Here is an 18,757-nt window from a genome sequence, read left to right as displayed (position 1 = left end):
GTCAAAATGCGAAAAGCTTTTATAGAAGCTCGCTAAGTCCTTACTCGGCTCGAGGTGTGACGAGGGTTGGCACTCTACGGCGTCCCCGTACTCATATTGAAAGAGGGGACCAGGAGAACCACCGGCCGCGACGCTCTCCGCGGCAACATCATGGCCGCGAGGATCCTCGCCGAGGTCCTCAAAACTAGCCTCGGGCCTAGAGGCCTCGATAAGATGCTCGTTGACAGCTTCGGCGATGTCACCGTGACGAACGACGGCGTCACGATACTCAAGGAAATGGAGGTAAATCACCCGGCCGCCAAACTCCTCGTTGAGGCCTCCAAGGCTCAAGACGCCGAGGTAGGCGATGGCACGACCTCAGTGGTCGTGCTAGCCGGAGCTCTCTTGGAAAAAGCCGAGAGACTGCTCGACCAAAACATCCATCCGACCATCATAATAAGCGGCTTCAATGAAGCCATGAAGAAGGCGCTCGAGTACTTAGACGAGATAGCTAAGAAGGTTGACCTCAACGACGACGAGATGCTCAAGAGAGTGGCCAGAACCGCCATAACCAGCAAGTACATCGGCACGGGCGCCACCATGGACAAGATCACGGAGATGGCTCTGGAGGCCGCGAGGATAGCTGCTGAGCCGATAAAAGATGGCGAGGGCTACAACGTCAGACTGGACAATATCAAGATCGAGAAGAAGAAGGGAGGGGGTCTCCTCGACAGCGTCCTAGTGCGCGGAGTGGTCCTCGACAAAGAGGTGGTGCACCCCGGCATGCCGAAGAGGGTCGAGAAGGCTAAGATAGCGCTGCTCGACGCGCCGCTCGAGGTAAAGAAGCCCGAGATAACGGCCAAGATAAACATCACGAGCCCCGAGCAGATAAAGGCCTTCCTCGAGGAGGAGACGAAGCTCCTCAAGAGCATGGTCGACAAGATCGCCGAGGCCGGAGCCAACGTCGTGATATGCCAGAAGGGGATAGACGACGTGGCTCAGCACTTCCTCGCCAAGAGGGGCATACTCGCGGTGAGGAGGGTCAAGAGGAGCGACATGGAGAAGCTCGAGAGGGCGACCGGAGGGAGGATAGTCACGAGCATACAGGACTTAAGGTCGACCGACCTGGGCGAGGCCGAGCTCGTGGAGGAGAGAAAGGTCGGTAACGACAAGATGGTGTTCGTCGAGGGCGTGAAGAATCCGAAGAGCGTCTCGATACTGCTAAGAGGAGCCAACGACATGCTACTGGACGAGGCCGAGAGGAGCACGAATGATGCTCTCCACGTGTTGAGGAACGTGTTGAGAGAGCCTAAGGTCCTAGGAGGAGGAGGCGCCCCGGAGATCGAGCTCGCGTTGAGGCTCAGGAGATTCGCTCAGACGCTCGGTGGCAAGACCCAGCTGGCCGTCGAGGCCTTCGCGGACGCGCTCGAGGAGATACCGGCCATACTCGTGGAGACGGCGGGCCTCGACCCGCTCGAGTCAATAATGAAACTAAGGCAGAGGCACGGCGAAGGCAAAGTGTTCGCGGGAATCAACGTCGTGAAGGGAGAGCTCGTCGATGATACTCTGGCCGAGAACATCATAGAGCCCGTGCTCGTCAAGAAGCAGGTTATCAAGAGCGCCACCGAGGCCGCCGTGACCATCCTCAAGATCGACGACGTTATAGCGGCGGCGCCGCCTAAGAAGAAGGAGGAGAAGGAGAAGGAGAAGGGAGAAGAGGAGGAGAAGGAGAAGTTCGGAGAGCTCTGACCTCTCCCCACTATGACAAACTATTTTTAACCTCTTTTAATCTCAGATTCGCGAGCTTTGATCATCATCGGCGCTTCTCGGAGAGACCAGAGCAGGTGGAGGACGGCGCCTTGGCGTCCATCGAGATACCGAGCTCGTTGGACGAGGTCGTGGGGCCGAAGAAGTTGACGAAGTACGAGAGAGCCAGGATCATAGGCGCTCGAGCTCTCCAGCTCTCTCTCGGCGCTCCTCCTCTCGTTGATCCCCGAGAGGTGGGCAGCACCGATCCGCTAGATCTAGCAAAGGCCGAGCTCGAGAGAGGGGTTCTGCCCATCACTATAGCTCGGCGCGTGCCCGGCAGAGGCGTTCAGCTCGTCCCCATCTCCTGGCTCATTCGATCAGAGAAAGCTGAAGAGCGTGTAGTCGCTCGTTGAAGAGAGGCTCGGCGAAGAGAGGCCGGTGCGCTCCGCCCAGCGGCTTCACGCTTCTGATCGCCGAGAAGACCAAGGCTGCTAGAGCTCTGGCCCTAGCCTTGCTCGAGAGGCCCGTGGAGTGCAGGCTCGGGGGCGCGCCCTATTGGGTCGGCGCGACCGATGAGGAGGTCGCGGTTGTCGCGCCGGCCGCGGGCCACCTCTTCGAACTCCACACAGAGGCGCGCGGCTACCCGGTGCTCGAGTACTCTTGGGTCCCTAGGTGGTCCGTAGATCGTGAGGCCAGGCACACGAGGCGCTTCCTTGAGCTGATGGAGTGGCTCTCGAGGCTCGGGCCCTCTAAGCTCGTCAACGCCTGCGACTACGACGTCGAGGGCAGCGTGATAGGGTATCTCGTAATAGTCAACGTCATGAGACGAAGAGATTACAGGAGGATGAAGTTTTCCAGCCTCACGCCCGAGGAGCTGACGAGAGCTTACAGGAGCTTGACGGGTCCCGACGTCGAGATGGTTGAGGCCGGCCTCTGCCGGCACGAGCTTGACTGGCTATGGGGGGTCAACCTCAGCAGGCTCCTCATGGACATTCACAAGAAGGCCACCGGCAGGAGGCTCGTGCTCAGCGTTGGAAGAGTTCAGACGCCCACGCTAGTGGAGGCTGTGGATAGATTCGTCGAGGTAGCCAGCGAGATCGCGATGCCGATCTACCGAGCTATGGTCGTGGCCGCGCGAAGGAGCGGAGAGAGGGTAGAGTGCGTCGTGGAGGGTAGCCCGTTTAGGACGAGAGCCGAGGCTGTAGAGCGAGTAGAGAGAATACGCGAAGTTGGCCGAGGAATCGTGAAGGAGGTTCGCGAGGAGGTCTTGCGCCTCGACCCTCCTCCGCCCTTTAATCTCGGCGATTTGCAGGCCGAGGCCTATAGGCTCATGGGCCTCTCTCCCTATGTTACTCAAAAAATTGCTGAGGAGCTATACCTCGAGGGCCTGATAACTTATCCCAGGACCGATAGCCAGCGCTATCCGCCGGAGGCCGATCACGAGAGGATCCTCCGGTCTCTTTCGTCGTTTGGCTACGCCGACTGCGTTGAGCCCATACTAGGGCGCGGGAGACCTCCTAAACCGGTCGAGGGGAAGAGGACCGACCCGGCTCATCCGGCCGTATTCCCCACGGGCCTCAGACCTCGAAGATTAAGCAAGCTTCAAGAGAGACTCTACGATCTAGTAGCGAGACGCTACATAGCCACATTCATGAGATCCGCGGTTCTATTGAAGACCGACGCGGTGGTCTCCTTCGATGGAGTCGAAGTCAGGTGCTCGGGCGTAAAAGTAGTGGAACCCGGCTGGACTGAGTGCTACCCGCGCGAGCCTCGCGAGAAGCCCCTCCCTCCCCTCGAGAGGGGAGAAGAGCTGACTCTCGTGAGAGCCAGCGTTAGGCGAGAGTCGGAGAGGAGGAGACGAGGCCATACGAAGGCCTCGCTATTATCTTGGATGGAGCTTAGCGGCATAGGGACTGAGTCTACCAGAGCGCCGATAATCGAGACGCTGTTTAAGCGGGGCTACGTGGTGGAGGATGGCAAGGAGGTCAAGCCCACAAGGCTCGGCCTCGAGATTTACGAGTTGACCAAGCGATACTTCCCCAAGCTAGCCGACGTGAACCTCACAAGAGAGTTCGAAGAGATGTTGAGGCGCGTCAGAGAGAGGGCGGAGACCAGAGAGCGCGTGCTCGACGAGGCGAGGAGAACCGTTGTGAAGCTCATTGAGGAGGTGCGCGGCAAGATAGAGGAGGCGATCTCGCTGATCTCATCCTACGAGGTTACTCCGAGAGATAAGAAGTGCGCGGTCTGCGAGCTGCCCAGCGACGGGGGCCTCTGCTTTATTCATCGCAGAGCCCTCGAGTCTCTCTCGAGCTCTTTGAGCGAGCTCGTCGAGAGGCTGGGGGTCGGCCCCATCAAGGCCGTTGCCTGGGTGGCCGAGAGCAAGTCCCACGGCTCGGCCGCTCGCGAGGTGGCCAAGGGCATTTTGAGCGGAGCTATAAAGTTCGAGATCCGCCAGTGAGCGCGAGGGGCGAAGAGCCTTGTCGAGAGACGTAGTGGTGATCATGGGGCCTCAATCGTGGTGGCTCGACGAGAGTCGCGTGATCGAGGCCTTCGGAGAGGTTGAGGTATCGCGCGCCGCTCACCGCGATTTCCCCGACGGGGAAACTTACGTGAGGGTCGACCCCGGCCTCGTGCGCGGTAGGCGAGTACTGCTCCTTCAGTCTCTCGCGCCCCCGCAGGATAAGAGTCTGTGGCAGCTCGTGCTGATGGCCGACGCTTGTAGGCGCGCGGGAGCGGAGAGGCTGCTCGCGCTAGTGCCCTACCTAGCATACGCCAGACAGGATAAGGTCTTCCTCCCGGGCGAGCCCGTCAGCGTCTTCGCGCTCCTCGAGGTGCTTTCGCTCCAGGGGATCCGCGCTCTCTTCGCCGTGGACGTCCACAGCGCGTCGGTCCTCCGAGCCTTCGGGGGATACGCTGAGAACGTCCTCGCCACAAGGGCTCTGGCCGAGGCGGCCGCCGGGCTGAGGCCCGAGAACTTGGTGGTCTTGGCCCCGGATGCCGGAGCGCTCTACCGCGCGCGCTCTCTGGCCGCGATCCTCGGAGCGCCACACGACTACCTCGAGAAGAGCAGAGACAGAGTCACGGGAGAAGTCAGCGTGAGCCCGAAGAGCGTCGACGTGAGCGGGAGGGATGTGCTCATAGTAGACGACATAATAAGTACGGGAGGCACCGTGGCCAGAGCCGCCGCCATGATGCTAGAGCGCGGCGCCAAGAGCGTCAGAGTGGTCGCGTCGCACGCTCTCATGTGCGGCGGAGCGCGCGAGAGGCTGAGAGAGGCCGGCGTGGCCGAGGTGCACGCCCTCGATACGCTCCCCCCCGTCGAGGGGGTGGTCTATCACAGCTTCCTGAGAGAGGCCGCCGAGGCCATAGAGCGATCCGGGCTCTTGAGGTAGGAGGAGAGGCATGTGGAAGCGCGACGGCGCGCTCTACGCTCTCTATAGCGGCTCGCACCCGTGCTTGTCTATGGCCGAGCTCCTCTCCTTTTTCAATGAGGAGGAGATCCTGCTAGAGTTGACCCAGTTCGTTGCTCTCAGGACTTCCCCCGAGAGAGCCGTGATGGCTCAAAGGCTCTCGGCTACCATCAAGGAGGTCGGGGAGCTCCTCTGCATCGGCGAGCTCGAGCGGAGGGAGGACGTGGGGTCTCTCCTCGAGGAGTGCCTGCGCGAGCCTCCGACGATCGGCGTGACCCTGAGCCTGAGGACTCTCGGCTCGGCGTCGGCGATTCCGACGGGCGAGGAGATTCTGCGCGAGGCCGCTCGTTTCATTGAGGGGCGCTGGGGCGTGAGGGTCAGACTAGGGGGCAGAGGGAGAGCTGGGGCGATTAGGATCGCGCTAGTCGACGGCCTCATGGCTCTGGGGCGCGTGCTCTCGAGCGAGAGCAAGGGCGCTCTGCTTCTCGAGAACCCACACGAGCTTCCCTGCTATAGGCCTGGTGCTCTCAACGCGTGGTTCGCAAGGCTACTCTTCAACTTAGCCTCGCGCAATCAAGTCTCTAAGTTCGCTGACTTTTTCTGTGGAGTGGGCACGATCGCGAGGCAGGCCATCGGTGCTTCTCTCTACGTGCTCTGCGGCGAGTTGAGGCGCGACTACGCTGAGTGCGCGAAGCTAAATGCGGGATCCGAGCGCGAGGCCAATTGCGACGTCGTTCGCTGGGACGCGCGCTCTCCGCCGCTCCGAGGAGAAGCCATAGAGGCCGTCGCCTCGGATTTGCCGTACGGGAGATCGACCCGAGGGCCCAATTGCGAAGAGGAGCTAGCTCGACGCTTCATCGAGTTGCTCCCCCTCCTCCTGAAAAGAGGAGGAAGAGCCGTGATCGTAACACCGATGGAGTGGAGGTTGCCCCGCCGAGGCGAAGGAGGCCTGGCGCTCTGGAGGAGATGCCCCATGTACGTCCACTCGGCGCTCACCAGGCAGATAACGGTGTACGAGCGTGAGTGAGGGCTACGTGCTGTTCTTGGGAACTTCGGCGGGAGCGCCCTTGCCGTCGGAGGGCATGCCGGCGATCCTCATGTCGTTCCGCGGGTGGAAGATCCTCTTAGACGCCGGAGAGGGAGCTCAACTCGAGCTCTTGAGAGCAGGCGTGGGGCCCGCCAGATTGGACTCAATCCATGTAACCCACGCTCACGGAGACCACGTGTTCGGCCTCCCGGGCCTCCTCCAGAGCATGAGCATGTCCTCTCGCTCTCGGCCCTTGATTTTGCAGGGGCCCGAGGCCGTGAGGTCTCTCCTCGAGGCCTCGTTCGTCAATACGGGCTTCGAGCCCTCCTACTCCGTGCGCTTTGCCTCGTGCAACGAGCCCGTGATCTTCGAGGATTCGGGAGCTCTCCTCGAGGTCTCGTGCTTCAGAACGTGCCACGTTTCGGAGTCCTACGGGTACGCTGTCAGCGGGTACAGGAAGAAGAGAGAGGGGCTCTCGAGGGTCTTCAAGGTCTCTTACACCGGCGACACGAGCCCCTGCCCCGACTATTTTCGCCACGTCGAGGGCTCCGACGTCCTGATACACGATGCCACGTTCAGTTGGCTTGATAGAGAGGTAGCGCATCGATATGGACACTCCACGGCTCGCGACGCCGCTCTCGTTGCCGAGGAGACCAATAGCAAGATGCTCGTGCTGTTCCACAGGAGCACCAGATATAGGGGGAGAGAGTGGCTGCTGCTCAGTGAGGCTCTCGCCATTCACAGAGAAGTCTTCTTGGCTAAGAGAGGGCTCAAGATAATTCTGTGAGGCTCGCCGCTACTCGCCCCAATCCTCGGCCACTTCCTCGAGCTCTCTCAGCTTGAGCGCTCCCCCCTCCTCATAGAGGACGAGCTGCGTCCCGCACTCCGCGTGCTCGAAGACCTCTCCCGGCATCGCATCCTCGGGCACTTCGATTTCTCCGCCGCAGATTGGGCACTCCATCTTGACCAAGGCCCTGGACCTCCGCGGCCCGCTCCGGGCCGCGCTCAATTAATAAGATTTTCGACGCCGACAGCGCAGCTGCCTTCGACTCCGCGCAGAGCGAAACAATAAAAATCTAGAGTCTTCACGTACGTCGAGCCGGGCGGTGCTCTCTGAGGCTCGGCCGCAAGTGCGGAGACGTTAGGTTCGGTCCAGCTGGGAAGCCGATCGACCTCAGAGGAGACCTGCTCGAGGCTCCTCGATTCCTCAGAGAATTGGGCCTTGACGCCATGGAATACGAAGCTGTCCGCGGGGTCAACATCTCCAAGGAGAGGGCTGAGGCGCTCGGACGCGCCGCCTCGGAAAATGGCGTGCTATTGAGCCTCCACGCGCCATATTACATCAATTTAGCCAGCGAGAAGCAGCAGACTCGCGAGGCTAGCGTGCGCAGACTCGCCGAGGCCGTCGAGGCCAGCGATTGGATGGGAAGCTACGCCGTCGTCTTCCACCCGGGCTACTACGGCGCCTTCACGCGAACCGAGGCCCTGAAGATGGTCGTGAAAGGCGTCGAGGAAGTCTCGAAGATCGTGAGCGGCAGGTCGTCGTGGCTAGCGCCCGAAACCACGGGCAAGACCAAGCAGATAGGAAGCGTCGAGGAGATCATCGCCATATGCTCTTCTGTCGATAGATGCAGACCGACCATCGATTGGGCTCATTTGTACGCGAGGAGCGGCGGCAAGTTCCCCTCGAGTCCGAGCGACGTTCTGAGAACCATCGATTTGATCGAGAGAGAGCTCGGGAGAGAGGCCGTGAGGCCCCTCCACACGCACTTCTCGAAGATAGAGCACGGGCGGGGTGGAGAGAAGAGGCACCTGGTGATGTCCGACGAGGGGGGCCCTGACTTCGGGGCAGTATGCTCGGCTTACTCGGAGGCTGGGATAGACGCCGTCGTGATAAGCGAGAGCCCCCTTCTCGAGAGAGACGCTATCGTAATGCGAGAGATGTGCGCGAGAGCCTGCGAGGGATGAGGACGTAATCTTCCCAGGAGGCGCAGCATAAGAGAGCGAAGAGAGCCGCGTGGAGCGTCAAGTAGCTTCTGGAGCCCAGCGAGATGTTTATCGAGCCCTTGAAGTATCTCTCCACCCAATCGGGGGGGTCGGCGTCGCTGCCTACGACGAAGACGGGATCCCCGAGGCTCCGAAACTCTTGCGGAGCTATTCTCGCGCCTCGCTCTCTGAGCACCACGACCCTGTAGCCGGAGTGGACGTAACGCGATAGAGCCTCGTAAAGCCCTTCCCTCAGTCGATTGACTCTCCTCCGGCCGGCCACCGAGTCCCTGAAGTACCCGAGAGCCTCAACTTCCGTGGCTCCGGCGAAGTCTTCCCAGAAGTCCTCGCGCAACATAAGGTGGAGAGGGCGGCGAGGAGGTTCTCCTATCACTATGGAGATCCTGGGCTTCAGACGTCTAACGAGGTAGCGGTTGGTGAGAATGTAGTAGGAGACTCTAATCGCTATGTCGAGTCTGCGCGACGCCGAGGCGAAGCCGCGGCGAGGAAGAGACGAGATCTCAGTCTCGCCGCGGAGAGAGAAGACGACCAGCGCGGCGCGCAAGCTAAAGCGTCAGGCCTCTCCTTTTCCTCTCCTCCTCGGCTCTCACCTTGATTATCCCGTAGTGTATAGCGCACGACACGCAGTACTTTTTCTCGATGGGGAATCTCATTATCATCGCTCCCTTCTTCTCCAGCTCTCTCGCGAGCTGAGGATCCACCGGGCTATACGTTCTCGTGACTACTATTATCTTGTCCTCCGGCACGAGCCTTCCACAGTTATCGCATTGGATCCTCTCCACGTAACCCTTATCGCCCTTTCTTCTACCTCTGCTCTCCCTCTTCTTCGGCAACTCGTCGCACCCCGTGCTGTCGTATCGATGCTCCGCTCCTCTTAATATGTCCTAGCGAAGCGCAATGACGTGACCGAGGGGCTCCCGCAGAGAGGGCAGTCCCCGCTCGCCCTGACTTCGTCCAACGGAGTTCCGAGAGCTCTCGCGTCGATTCTATCCTCCAGCCCCTTACCGCAGGAGCTCCTGCCGCACCACGGCACCTCCACAATCCCGCCGACGCTGCTCAGGACGCTCCTCGCCTCGTCGACGCTCTTCACGACCGCGTAGTGTTCGCGCAGCCACCTCCAGGCTCTCGCCGAGAGATTTGAGTCTATCTCCTGGCCCAGCCTTCTCAGCTCTTGGCACAGGTCCTCGCGCTTTACCTTCATCTTCGTAAGAGTGTCTCTCCTCGCCACCACGATTTCGCCGCTCTCTACCTCGGCGGCGCCCACCTCGAGGCGCAGAGGGACTCCCTTGGTCTCCCACTCGTAGAACTTCCTCCCCGGCGTGAGCTCTTCTCTGAGATCCACCTTGACCCTCAGGCCGCACTCGGCCAGCTGAGAGGCTAGGCTCGAGACCAGCTCCTCTATTCTCCTCCTGACCTCCTCGCTCCTCGCTGGTATCGGTACTATCACCACCTGGATCGGCGCTATCGCGAAGGGCAGAATGAGCCCTCGAACGTCTCCGTGGATCGCTACGACGGAGGCAATAATTCTATCCGATAAGCCGTAGCTCGTCTGCCAGACGTAGTCGTGGTCCTCGTCGGCCAACTGTATCTTGACGTCAAGAGCTTTCGAGAAGGCTTGCCCCAAGTGGTGGACCGTGCCTATCTGAAGGACTCTGCCATCCGGGAAGACTGTGTCGAAGGCTATCGTGTAGAGGGCGCCGGCGAATTTATCCCAGTCTGGCCTCTTGCTGATCGCGTAGGGCACGCGCAGCTCGTCGAAGATCTTCTTGTAGATCTCGATCGCCTCGAGCACCTGCCTCTCGGCGTCCTCGAATGAGGCGTGAGCCGTGTGAGCCTCCTTGAACGTAGTGACCTCTCTTAGCCTTATCATAGGCCTCGTGGCCTTGGTCTCGTACCTGAAGACGCTGACCACCTGATAGTACTTCTTGGGGAGCTGCTTGTAGCTGCTCAACCACAGACTCTCCATGTAGCTTATCGATGTCTCGCTAGTGGGTCTGAGAGCGTACTTGATGTCGAGCTCCTCCAATCCTCCGTGCGTCACCCAGAGCACCTGGTCTCTGAAGCCGGCCACGTGCTCCTCCTCCTTAACGAGGAGCTCCTCGGGAATCAACATGGGGAATAGGACCTCCTCGTGCCCCGTGGAGTCCAGGTGCCTCCTGACCACCTCGAGAACATTCCTCCTCAGCGCGAAGCCGTAGGGCATCCACACCCCGGCGCCCTTGACCGGGTACCTGCCATAGTCGTAGAGCTCGGCGTCGCTCAATACTTTGTCGAACCACTCGCCGAAGCTCTCGGGCTCGGGCCTCTCGAGCAAGGCGCGGTGCCTCGCGGCAAGCTCCTCGAATAGAGTATGCCGAGCGAGGAAAAAACTGACGCTCGACCGTAGCGGTCCTCACATGATTATGAGCAGCAGAGCCACTATGAGTCCGTATATGGCTATCCCCTCGCCGAGAGCGACGACAAGCAGGACTGACGAGAACATCTCTGGTCTCTCAGCTAAAGCGCTGAGGCCCGAGGCCCCGGCCACCGCTATAGCTAGTCCCGCTCCTATCCCCGACAACCCGACGGCTAGCGCGGCGCCGATAGGCTTGTAGATCACATCCTCGGGGGAGCTCTCGGCAAAAGCTGGCTCGGCGACGCAGATAACGAGGCTCAGAGCTAGCAGCAGTAGCAGACCGTTAAACGATGCTGGCTTCGTTTCCTCGATGCTGCTCCTCAATGGGCATCCTCCGAGCGGACGCTCGCAGTGAGGGTGTTAAAAGTTCTATGCGCTCCTTTTCCTCTTCATAAGCTTCAGTCGAATGAACTCCTCCCTCGACCTCTCCGAGAGAACCAGACCTATGTGCTTTATCGCCTTCTGAATGCTCGGCATGACGACGTTATCTATGGCGTTTATCAGCCTCTGCGTCTTCTTGAGCTCCTCTATTAGCCTTCTTAGAGCGTACTCGCGTTCAACGAGCTTCACGTAGCTCGCGAGGGCCTCGCGGAGAGAGGCAACGGCCTCGACCAAGGCTGGGGGCACATCGAGGACCTCGCTGAGGCTCTCCGGCGCCTCCTCGGCGAGTCTGAGCACGGGGACTCTCACGGCGAATGCCATCCTCTCCTGCACCACGACGCTCAGCGTCGGGGGAACGGCGGCCGCGAGCTCTCTAGCTCTCTCGTAACCCGTCCGAATGAGTGCGCTCCCGTAGACGTCGTAGGCTCTGGTCAGGCTCTCGTAGACCTCTCGATAAAGTCTCTCGTACTCCTCTATCATGGTCCTGACGTAAAGGACGAGCGCGCTCCTCTTCTCCTCGAGGACTTTCCTGATCCTCTTTATGCCGCGCTCCTCGCGTCTAAGCCTGATGAGATTTATCTTCGTTGGTAAAAGGCGCCTCGGGTCCACGACCAAGCGAATTCAGCCTCTTCAGCTTGGGAGGCGCCTCTCGCCGCGGTAGTATCTCTCTATGAATTCCGGCCTGATGTTGGTCAGCTCAGTCTCTGGCAAAATGCTCAGCACCTCCCACGCTATGTCTAGGGTCTCCTCTATGCTCCTATTCTCCGTGACCCCCTGACTCAGGAATCTCCTCTCGAAGGCCTCAGCGAATCTCAAATACCTCTTGTCGACCGGGCTGAGGCTCTCCTCGCCGATGATCGTGGCGAGCCCTCTCAGCTCCTGAGCCCTGCTGTAGGCCGCGTAGAGCTGGTCGGAGACGTTGGCGTGATCCTCCCTCGTCTTGCCCTTACCGATGCCCTCCTTCATGAGCCTGGAGAGGCTCATCAAGACGTTGACCGGCGGATAGATGCCCCTATTGTGAAGGCTTCTGTCAAGCACTATCTGGCCCTCAGTGATGTAGCCTGTGAGGTCTGGGATGGGGTGGGTTATATCGTCGTTTGGCATGGTGAGTATAGGCATTTGCGTTATGCTGCCCTTCTTGCCGTGGACCCTGCCCGCTCTCTCGTATATCGAAGCCAGATCGCTGTACATGTAGCCCGGGTAGCCCTGCCTGCCCGGCACCTCCTCTCTGGCCGCGCTTATCTCTCGGAGAGCCTCGGCGTAGTTGGTCATGTCGGTCAATATGACGAGAACGTGCATGTCCCTCTCGAATGCCAGGTACTCGGCTAGAGTGAGAGCTGCTCTAGGCGTCACGAGCCTTATCATGGCCGGCTCGTTGGCTAAGTTCAAGAACATAGCTACTCTGCTCATTGCTCCGGTCTTCTCGAAGAATCTCCTAAAGAACAGGGCCTCGTCGTGTTTTATTCCCATCGCCGCGAAGACTACCGCGAACTCTTCTCCCTCTCCCCTAACCGTCGCCTGCCTGGCGATCTGAGCGGCCAACATGTTGTGAGGGAGGCCGCTGCCGCTGAAGAGAGGCAGCTTCTGCCCCCTCACGAGGGTGTTCATACCGTCTATAGCGCTCACTCCCGTCTGTATGAAGTGCTCGGGATAAGCTCTCGAGGCCGGGTTGAGCGGCGCCCCGTTCACGTCTCTCGTCTCCTCGGCCACGATCGGCGGGCCTCCATCTATAGGCTCCCCCAATCCGTTGAATATTCTCCCCAGCATGTCGTCGGAGACCGGGATCTCTAGGGTCCTACCGAGGAATCTGACCTTCGTTCCCACGGTGGTTACGCCGGTGGTTCCCTCGAAGACTTGCACCACCGCCACGTCTCTGCTAACGTCGAGCACTCTGCCGCGCCTCTTCTCGCCGCTGGGGAGCTCTACCTCGACCAGCTCGTCGTAGGCTACCATCGAGGCGCCTCTCACGAAGACGAGCGGCCCGGAGACGGCCTCGATGGTCTCGTACTCGATCAGGCCCAGGGGTCTGGCCCTGCTCGCCCTCGAGCTCATGCCCTACCACCCCCCAGCTCGTTGAGCTTTCGGAGGAGTCTATCTCGTAGTGAGTCCACCTTGTCGAGCTGCTCGTTAGTCACTTGGAAGCGCGCCCTCATGAGCTCCGCCAGGAGCTCGGACATCTCGCTCTGTATGGTGGCGACAGTCACCTTGCCAGCCCTGACGAGCTTCAGCGCCTCCTCGTAGAAGCTCACGATGGCCTCGAGGAGCTTGTACTGCTTGAGGGGAGTCGCGAAGGCGTCGATGGGATCGTAGGCGTTCTGCTTGAGGAAGCCCTCCTTGAGGAGCCTGGAAGCCAAGAGAACGAGCTTGTCCTGCTCTGAAAGCCCCTCGGTGCCGACTAACCTAACTATCTCCTTTATCTCGTCCTCTCTGAGGAGAACCTCCATCGCGATTTCCCTGAGCCTCTTCCACTGGGGTCCCGTCTCTCGCGTCCACCAGTCCGCCACGGTATCGGCGTAGGCGCTGTAGCTCAGGATCCAGTTTATCGCCGGGTAGTGCCTGGAGTAAGCCAGAGCGGTGTCGAGAGCCCAGAAGACCCTTATGAACCTCCTGGTATGGCTCGTTACAGGCTCGGTGAAGTCTCCGCCGGGCGGGCTGACTGCTCCCACCAACGTTACGGAGCCGATTCTCCGAGGGGAGCCGACCGCGACGACTCTGCCCGCTCTTTCGTAGAACTCCGCTATTCTGGACGCGAGATAGCTCGGGAAGCCCTCCTCCGCCGGCATCTCCTCGAGTCTCCCCCCAATCTCTCTGAGCGCCTCGGCCCACCTGCTCGTGGAGTCGGCGACGAGCAGCACGTCGTAGCCCTGATCTCTATAGTACTCGGCCATCGTCACTCCCACGTATATGCTGGCCTCTCTCGCCGCCACCGGCATGTTGCTCGTGTTGGCTATCAGTATGGTCCTCTCCATCAGAGGTCTGCCAGTCCACGGATCTTTATACTTGGGAAATCTCTCGAGGACCTCCGTCATCTCGTTGCCCCTCTCGCCGCATCCTATGTAGATGACCACCCTCGCGGCGCTCCACTGAGCCAAGCTGTGAAGCGTGACGGTCTTTCCCGTGCCGAAGCCCCCGGGGATAGCGCCGGTGCCTCCCTTGGCCATGGGGAACAGCGTATCTATGATCCTCGTCCCGGTTATCAGAGGCTCCGTGGGCTCCAACTTCTCGACGAACGGTCTGGGCAGCCTAGCCGGCCACCTGTGATGCAGCCTCACCTCGTCTTTACGCCCGTCGTGCTCCACGACGGCTATCGCGTCCTCGACCCCGTAACGTCCCTCCGGGGAGAGCTCGACCAATCTCCCGCGCAAGCCGGGCGGCACCATTACTCTGTGCTCAATGAGGGGGGTCTCCTGGACCGTGCCCAACAAGTCTCCTCCCGAGACCTCGGTCCCCGGCTTCAAGTCCTCTCTGGGCACGAAGTGCCATTGGGCCTCGCGGGAGAGGGGGTAGACTTTGACCCCTCTCCTGATGAAAATGTCCCCCATTAGATCCTTAATGACGTTCAGCGGTCTCTGGATGCCGTCGTAGATCTGAGAGAGCAGACCCGGTCCGAGCTCCACGCTGAGAGGTCCGCCCGTCCCGTAGACGGGCTCCCCGGGTCTCAGCCCGGAGGTCGACTCGTAGACCTGTATGTAGGCCAGGTCTCCTCGCATCTTATTTATCTCGCCCACGAGCCTGTCCTCGCCGACCTCCACCATCTCGTACATCTGGGCTCCCGTCATGTTGTCGGCCACGACGAGGGGGCCCGATACGCGAACTATTCTACCTCTTACGCCCACGGTTCGCTCACCTCTCCCCAAATAGCTCCTCCGAGAGCATAGCCTCCAGAGCGGGTCTTAAGTGCTCTAGAGATCGCTCGAGCGTGTAATCGAACGAGATCTTCCCGTCCTCCGAGACCGCTCTGAACCCCGAGCTTATCTTCTCATCGATCTCCACCACGAGCCTGAGCTTCCTCTCTCGAGCGGAATCGGCAGCGCCGCCTCGCTCGAGGAGGGACCTAAGAGCCTCAGCCGATGAGGGGGGAGCCAATAGCTTGATGCTCAATCCCTCGGGCGCCTTCGAGATCAGGTCCTCTAGGAGCTTCTCGAGTATTTTCTTGAGCCTCTCACCGCGCCACGAGAGGACCTCGCTTCGTATGACCCCGAGAGCTTCGTTTATCCACTTGGACTTCACCTCGGAGAGCTTCATCCTGATGGAGCTCTCCGCCGAGGCCTCGGCGCTCTTCAATGACTCGAGCGCTCTCGAGTAGCTCTCAAGTAGCCCGCGCTCTATCTTCGATTCGAGCGCAGAGCGGGCTTCGTCGAGAATCTTAGAGGATGCGCTATAGACCTCCTCTATTTCCTTCCTCGCCCTAGCGAGGGCCTCTTCTATCACTGAGTCGACGAGCCTAACTAAGTCTCCGCGCACCTCGGCCAAGCTATCACCAGCACACCATTCATCTTACCCGAAGCCCAGCGCTTTGAGCAGGAGCTTACGCATGTCGATAGGCCTGCCCTCGCTTGTCGGCGTCGGTAGATACGAGATTATTTTCTTGGTCCTGGCTATGAGAGCGTCTACTTCCCCTCGGACGGGCTCGGAGAGTTCCTGGGAGATCAGTATTAGGGCCACGTCGTCCGCTGCAACGACCTCCTCGAGCACGCTGAGCAGCTCGTCCGGCGAGGATGCTATTCTCGTCTCGCAACCGAGTAACCCGTAGGCCGTGGCGAGGTCCTCGCCCCCTATCACTACGATCTTCCCCTGGAGGAGGGGGTCCATCCGCTCAGCGCGCCTCCGAAACTCGCGCTATCGTGAATTATCAACGTATTTTAAACATTGCCGCGCTCTCGGCGCACTCAATCATTTTAGCCCCCGCTCGGACCCCTCTGCGCGGGATATCGCTCGCGAGGAGGCGCGACGGCTTGTCGCTCGTGCCCGAGAGACTCGCCGAGGTCGGCCTGATCGTAGCAGAGAGCGACGTTCCCAAGCTCGTGGCCTCTCTGGCTGAGCTCGGGACCTTTCATCCCGCGAGGCCGAAGCTCGAGGGCGAGGAGGACGCCTACTCGCGCAGGGTCCTCGGCGAGCTCTCGAGCAAGCTCGATAAAGTGGACAGATACCTGAGAGAGGCCGGCCTCGAGCTCTCTGACGCGACCGGCGAGCTCGTCGTTGGCGAGGGTGGGTGGAGGGAATCCGCTGAGCGAGCGCTCAGGGCTTTCGCGCAAATCGAGGAGCCTTTAGACCGCGTGATAGAGGAGATCGAGAGATCTAGAGAGACGTTGGCGCAGTTGACGAGCAGGAGAGAGGAGCTCGAGCACTTCAAGGACTTCGACGTGGACCTGGATGAGCTCTCGCGGCTCGAGCGGGTCAAAGTCGCGGTGGGCAGCATGACTCTTCAGAAACTGGAGGAGGTTTTCCGCTCGCTCGAGGAGAGGAGAATCCCCCATGTAGCCTTGATGGTACGCGAGGACGACTCGGCCAGCGTCGTGTTGATCTGCCGCTCCGAGGACTTCCCCTCGCTCTCTAAGATGTTGGAGAGGGGGGGCTTCAAGCCTCTCCAGATCCCCGAGAACTATCCGAGGACTCCGTCGCTCGCTTACCGCGCTATTGTCGAGGACATCGAGAGGTTCGAGGACAGGCTGCGGAGCATGCGCCGAGAAATAGCGTCGCGAGCGGACGAGCTGCGGCTCTTCCACGCTACGTTCTACACGTTGAGAGAGGTCTACAGGGTCCTCTCCTCGCTTCTGCGAGTCGGTAGAATGGCGTTTCTGGCAGGGTACGTGCCCGAGAGGAAGGAGAAGGAGTTCGTCGAGGCTATCGATAAGGCCACCGGGGGCCGCTACTTGTTGCTCATAGGCTCCACGGTGAGGGGGTCCGAGGAGAGGGGGGCTCAACCCACCTTGGTTAGGGTGCCTAAGCCTCTAAAGCCCTTCCACTGGCTGGTGACGCAGTACGGGACCCCGGCCTCGCACGAGCTCGTGCCGACGATCTTCGTCGCAGTCACGTTCCCCCTACTCTACGCTCTCATGTTCCCCGACGCGGGCCACGCGCTAGCGATCATGGCCTTCGGAGCGCTGGTGTTGAAGACGGCTAGAGGTAGAGAGACCAGAGAAATTCTAGGGATGCTCGCTCTCTACTTGGGAGCCGCCTCTTTCGTCTCGGGAGTCCTCGCCGGCGAGTTCTTCGGCCCTGTGACGGGCCTCTCCGAGCTGCTTTGGCACGGTCACCCGCCGCTCGCCTCGCCCATAGAAGCTGGAGCCGAGGGAGGGGCCTTCGAGCTCCTGATGCTCGCGGCCTTCAGGCTCGCGGCCGTGATGCTAATCAGCGGGACGCTCTTCGGAGTGGTGAACTCCATCCTCGCTGGGAACGTAGAGGATGCCCTGACCGTGAGGCTCCCCAAGTTCCTGCTCTTCCTATTCGCCACCTACCCCTTCCTCTTCTTTGACCTTAAGACCGCTGGCTTAGTGATCTACGACGCGACGTTCGGCGGAGCCGCGACCTTCGAGGGCGCCTTGACCAGGTACGGATGCCTAGCCTCCCTCTTTGGTCTGCTGATGTTAGAGCCCATCATTGAGGGAGTGAAGCACGGCCTCTCTCACGCCAGAGCGAGCCTCGGCGCGGCTTTCCTGGAGTTGTTCGAGAGCGTCCTCCTCGTGATAGGCAACACCGCCTCTTTCCTCAGGATCATGGGCCTAGCCGTGGCTCACAGTGGGATGGTGGTAGGCTTCATGCTGTTGGCCGAGCTCGTCAATGGTGGGGTCCTCGGAAGCGCGGCTGCTCTCTTGATATACGCGATAGGCAATCTGATGGCGATAGCTCTAGAGGGCATCATAGTGTTCGCTCACACGCTGAGGCTGCACTTCTACGAGTGGTTCACGAAGTTCTACCTCGGCACGGGCTTCCCGTTCCGCCCCGTCGTGGCTCTAGCGAAGATCAGGGTCACCTGAGGCGGCCGCGGGCCGTGCCCGCGAGAGCGGCTTCACGCCCACGGTTATGGCCACCGAGGACGCGAAAAACAGCCTCGATGAAGCGATCAGGCCCAATTTCCTAAGCACCGCTTCGTAGAGTCTCCCCGGAGGTAGCAGGCGCATCGTCAACGGCAGAGCTCCGTAGAGCTTGAGCCCTCGGTGTCCGGCGACGATCGCCCCAGCTATCCTTGGAGCCAAGTTGAAGTACAGCTCCACAAGGATCCTCCTCACCGGCTCGCGGGGTCTGTGAAGTTCCAAGATCACGAGTCGACCGCCCGGCCCAACGACCGCTGACAGCTCTCTGAGAGCTCTGTAAACGTCTAATGCGTCGCGCAGCGCGAAGCTCGTCGCCACGCACTCGAAGGCGCCGCTCCTGAGGGGTAGCCTCTCGAATACCCCGCGCACTCTCTCGAGCGCCAGCTCGTCGACCCCCCCAATCAATCTCAGCATCTCCTCGAGCGGGTCCAGTGCTACGAAGACGCTGGGCTTGGCCCCGGCTCGCAGGGCTTCAACGAGCATCTGGCCCGGGCCGCTGCCCGCGTCGAGGAGTGGGCCCTCGCACTTTCTGAGGCCGCGGGCCGCCGCTCTCCTCAGATAGCCCACGGTTCCTAGGCTCATGATTTTGTTCGCGAGCTCGTAGAACCTCGATGCTTCCAACAGAGCCGCGATCACGCGCGGCCAGGCGAGGCCGAGGCCCCCTCTCGGCAAGCGCTCTCCCACGCGCCTCCGCATCGATTGTTCACATTTTCACGAGCTCCGAGTCGCGGGCAGCGGATTACGCCGCGGCGCCGGGAGCTCCGCTGGTCTCATT

General features: G+C 60.6%; 19 protein-coding genes. 8 read left to right on the top strand and 11 right to left on the bottom strand.

The features are described 5' to 3' along the window. Positions 1–66 precede the first annotated feature (66 nt). The 6 genes from thsA (at position 67) to QXU97_03125 (ending at position 6,952) form a co-directional block, all read left to right on the top strand. Entirely contained in the window at positions 67–1,728 is a 1,662-nt protein-coding gene (thsA, locus tag QXU97_03150) for a thermosome subunit alpha (GenBank protein MEM4035596.1), read from the top strand. A 110-nt stretch (positions 1,729–1,838) separates the two neighbouring features. Then, a complete protein-coding gene (locus QXU97_03145) occupies positions 1,839–2,141 on the top strand; it encodes a DNA-directed RNA polymerase subunit K (GenBank protein MEM4035595.1) in 303 nt (100 codons plus the stop codon). Further along, on the top strand, positions 2,138–4,186 hold the full coding sequence (topA, locus tag QXU97_03140; GenBank protein ID MEM4035594.1) for a DNA topoisomerase I: 2,049 nt from the start codon (positions 2,138–2,140) through the stop codon (positions 4,184–4,186). The genes QXU97_03145 and topA overlap by 4 nt, the downstream gene beginning before the upstream one ends. Before the next feature lie 19 nt (positions 4,187–4,205). Then, complete coding sequence (gene prs, locus QXU97_03135; protein ID MEM4035593.1) at positions 4,206–5,120, top strand: ribose-phosphate diphosphokinase; 915 nt, start codon at positions 4,206–4,208, stop codon at positions 5,118–5,120. A gap of 10 nt (positions 5,121–5,130) precedes the next feature. Beyond that, a complete protein-coding gene (locus tag QXU97_03130; protein ID MEM4035592.1) occupies positions 5,131–6,165 on the top strand; it encodes a hypothetical protein in 1,035 nt (344 codons plus the stop codon). A 40-nt stretch (positions 6,166–6,205) separates the two neighbouring features. Next, on the top strand, positions 6,206–6,952 hold the full coding sequence (locus QXU97_03125; protein ID MEM4035591.1) for a ribonuclease Z: 747 nt from the start codon (positions 6,206–6,208) through the stop codon (positions 6,950–6,952). Between the two features lie 9 nt (positions 6,953–6,961). Here the strand turns inward: QXU97_03125 and lysW/argW are convergent, their stop codons facing one another. Continuing rightward, a complete protein-coding gene (lysW/argW, locus tag QXU97_03120; protein ID MEM4035590.1) occupies positions 6,962–7,135 on the bottom strand; it encodes an alpha-aminoadipate/glutamate carrier protein LysW/ArgW in 174 nt (57 codons plus the stop codon). Positions 7,136–7,278: 143 nt separating this feature from the next. On the opposite strand from lysW/argW, the gene QXU97_03115 reads away from it, so the two are divergent. Next, positions 7,279–8,133: a TIM barrel protein gene (locus tag QXU97_03115; protein ID MEM4035589.1), complete on the top strand. Its 855-nt coding sequence runs from the start codon at positions 7,279–7,281 to the stop codon at positions 8,131–8,133. Here QXU97_03115 and QXU97_03110 read toward each other — a convergent pair. The 9 genes from QXU97_03110 to QXU97_03070 all read right to left on the bottom strand — a co-directional run bounded on the left by QXU97_03110 (position 8,090) and on the right by QXU97_03070 (position 15,760). Continuing rightward, on the bottom strand, positions 8,090–8,716 hold the full coding sequence (locus QXU97_03110) for a hypothetical protein (protein MEM4035588.1): 627 nt from the start codon (positions 8,714–8,716) through the stop codon (positions 8,090–8,092). The two genes, QXU97_03115 and QXU97_03110, sit on opposite strands and share 44 nt — an antisense overlap. Before the next feature lies 1 nt (position 8,717). Continuing rightward, the gene (locus QXU97_03105; GenBank protein ID MEM4035587.1) at positions 8,718–9,005 is read right to left on the bottom strand and encodes a 30S ribosomal protein S26e; all 288 of its coding nucleotides are present in this window, start codon (positions 9,003–9,005) and stop codon (positions 8,718–8,720) included. Between the two features lie 41 nt (positions 9,006–9,046). Continuing rightward, positions 9,047–10,486: a proline--tRNA ligase gene (gene proS, locus QXU97_03100; protein MEM4035586.1), complete on the bottom strand. Its 1,440-nt coding sequence runs from the start codon at positions 10,484–10,486 to the stop codon at positions 9,047–9,049. A gap of 78 nt (positions 10,487–10,564) precedes the next feature. Next, a complete protein-coding gene (locus QXU97_03095; GenBank protein ID MEM4035585.1) occupies positions 10,565–10,891 on the bottom strand; it encodes a V-type ATP synthase subunit K in 327 nt (108 codons plus the stop codon). A 45-nt stretch (positions 10,892–10,936) separates the two neighbouring features. Then, positions 10,937–11,557: a V-type ATP synthase subunit D gene (locus QXU97_03090; protein MEM4035584.1), complete on the bottom strand. Its 621-nt coding sequence runs from the start codon at positions 11,555–11,557 to the stop codon at positions 10,937–10,939. Between the two features lie 21 nt (positions 11,558–11,578). Next, positions 11,579–13,000: an ATP synthase subunit B gene (locus tag QXU97_03085; protein ID MEM4035583.1), complete on the bottom strand. Its 1,422-nt coding sequence runs from the start codon at positions 12,998–13,000 to the stop codon at positions 11,579–11,581. After that, the gene (locus QXU97_03080) at positions 12,997–14,805 is read right to left on the bottom strand and encodes a V-type ATP synthase subunit A (GenBank protein ID MEM4035582.1); all 1,809 of its coding nucleotides are present in this window, start codon (positions 14,803–14,805) and stop codon (positions 12,997–12,999) included. The genes QXU97_03085 and QXU97_03080 overlap by 4 nt, the downstream gene beginning before the upstream one ends. Continuing rightward, on the bottom strand, positions 14,792–15,421 hold the full coding sequence (locus tag QXU97_03075) for a hypothetical protein (GenBank protein ID MEM4035581.1): 630 nt from the start codon (positions 15,419–15,421) through the stop codon (positions 14,792–14,794). Before QXU97_03075 ends, QXU97_03080 begins: the two co-directional genes overlap by 14 nt. A gap of 24 nt (positions 15,422–15,445) precedes the next feature. Then, positions 15,446–15,760, bottom strand: a complete 315-nt coding sequence (locus QXU97_03070; GenBank protein ID MEM4035580.1) for a V-type ATP synthase subunit F — start codon at positions 15,758–15,760, stop codon at positions 15,446–15,448. A 152-nt stretch (positions 15,761–15,912) separates the two neighbouring features. On the opposite strand from QXU97_03070, the gene QXU97_03065 reads away from it, so the two are divergent. Further along, positions 15,913–17,925 (top strand): V-type ATPase 116kDa subunit family protein, encoded by a 2,013-nt coding sequence (locus QXU97_03065; GenBank protein ID MEM4035579.1) that lies wholly within the window; start codon positions 15,913–15,915, stop codon positions 17,923–17,925. Here QXU97_03065 and QXU97_03060 read toward each other — a convergent pair. Further along, on the bottom strand, positions 17,902–18,654 hold the full coding sequence (locus QXU97_03060; protein MEM4035578.1) for a class I SAM-dependent methyltransferase: 753 nt from the start codon (positions 18,652–18,654) through the stop codon (positions 17,902–17,904). The genes QXU97_03065 and QXU97_03060 overlap by 24 nt on opposite strands. Positions 18,655–18,757 lie beyond the last annotated feature (103 nt).

It is taken from the genome of Fervidicoccaceae archaeon (assembly GCA_038878695.1).
In the GTDB taxonomy this organism is placed as follows: Archaea; Thermoproteota; Thermoprotei_A; order Sulfolobales; family Fervidicoccaceae; genus JAVZVD01.
The sequence above is the reverse complement of the archived record's forward strand: the minus strand, read 5'-3'. Positions and strand labels throughout refer to the sequence as shown.

Coding starts and splice junctions, on each gene's coding strand:
- QXU97_03130 (MEM4035592.1), top strand. CDS start 5,131: ATGTGGAAGCGCGACGGCGCGCTCTACGCTCTCTATAGCGGCTCGCAC.
- QXU97_03085 (MEM4035583.1), bottom strand. CDS start 13,000: ATGAGCTCGAGGGCGAGCAGGGCCAGACCCCTGGGCCTGATCGAGTAC.
- QXU97_03070 (MEM4035580.1), bottom strand. CDS start 15,760: ATGGACCCCCTCCTCCAGGGGAAGATCGTAGTGATAGGGGGCGAGGAC.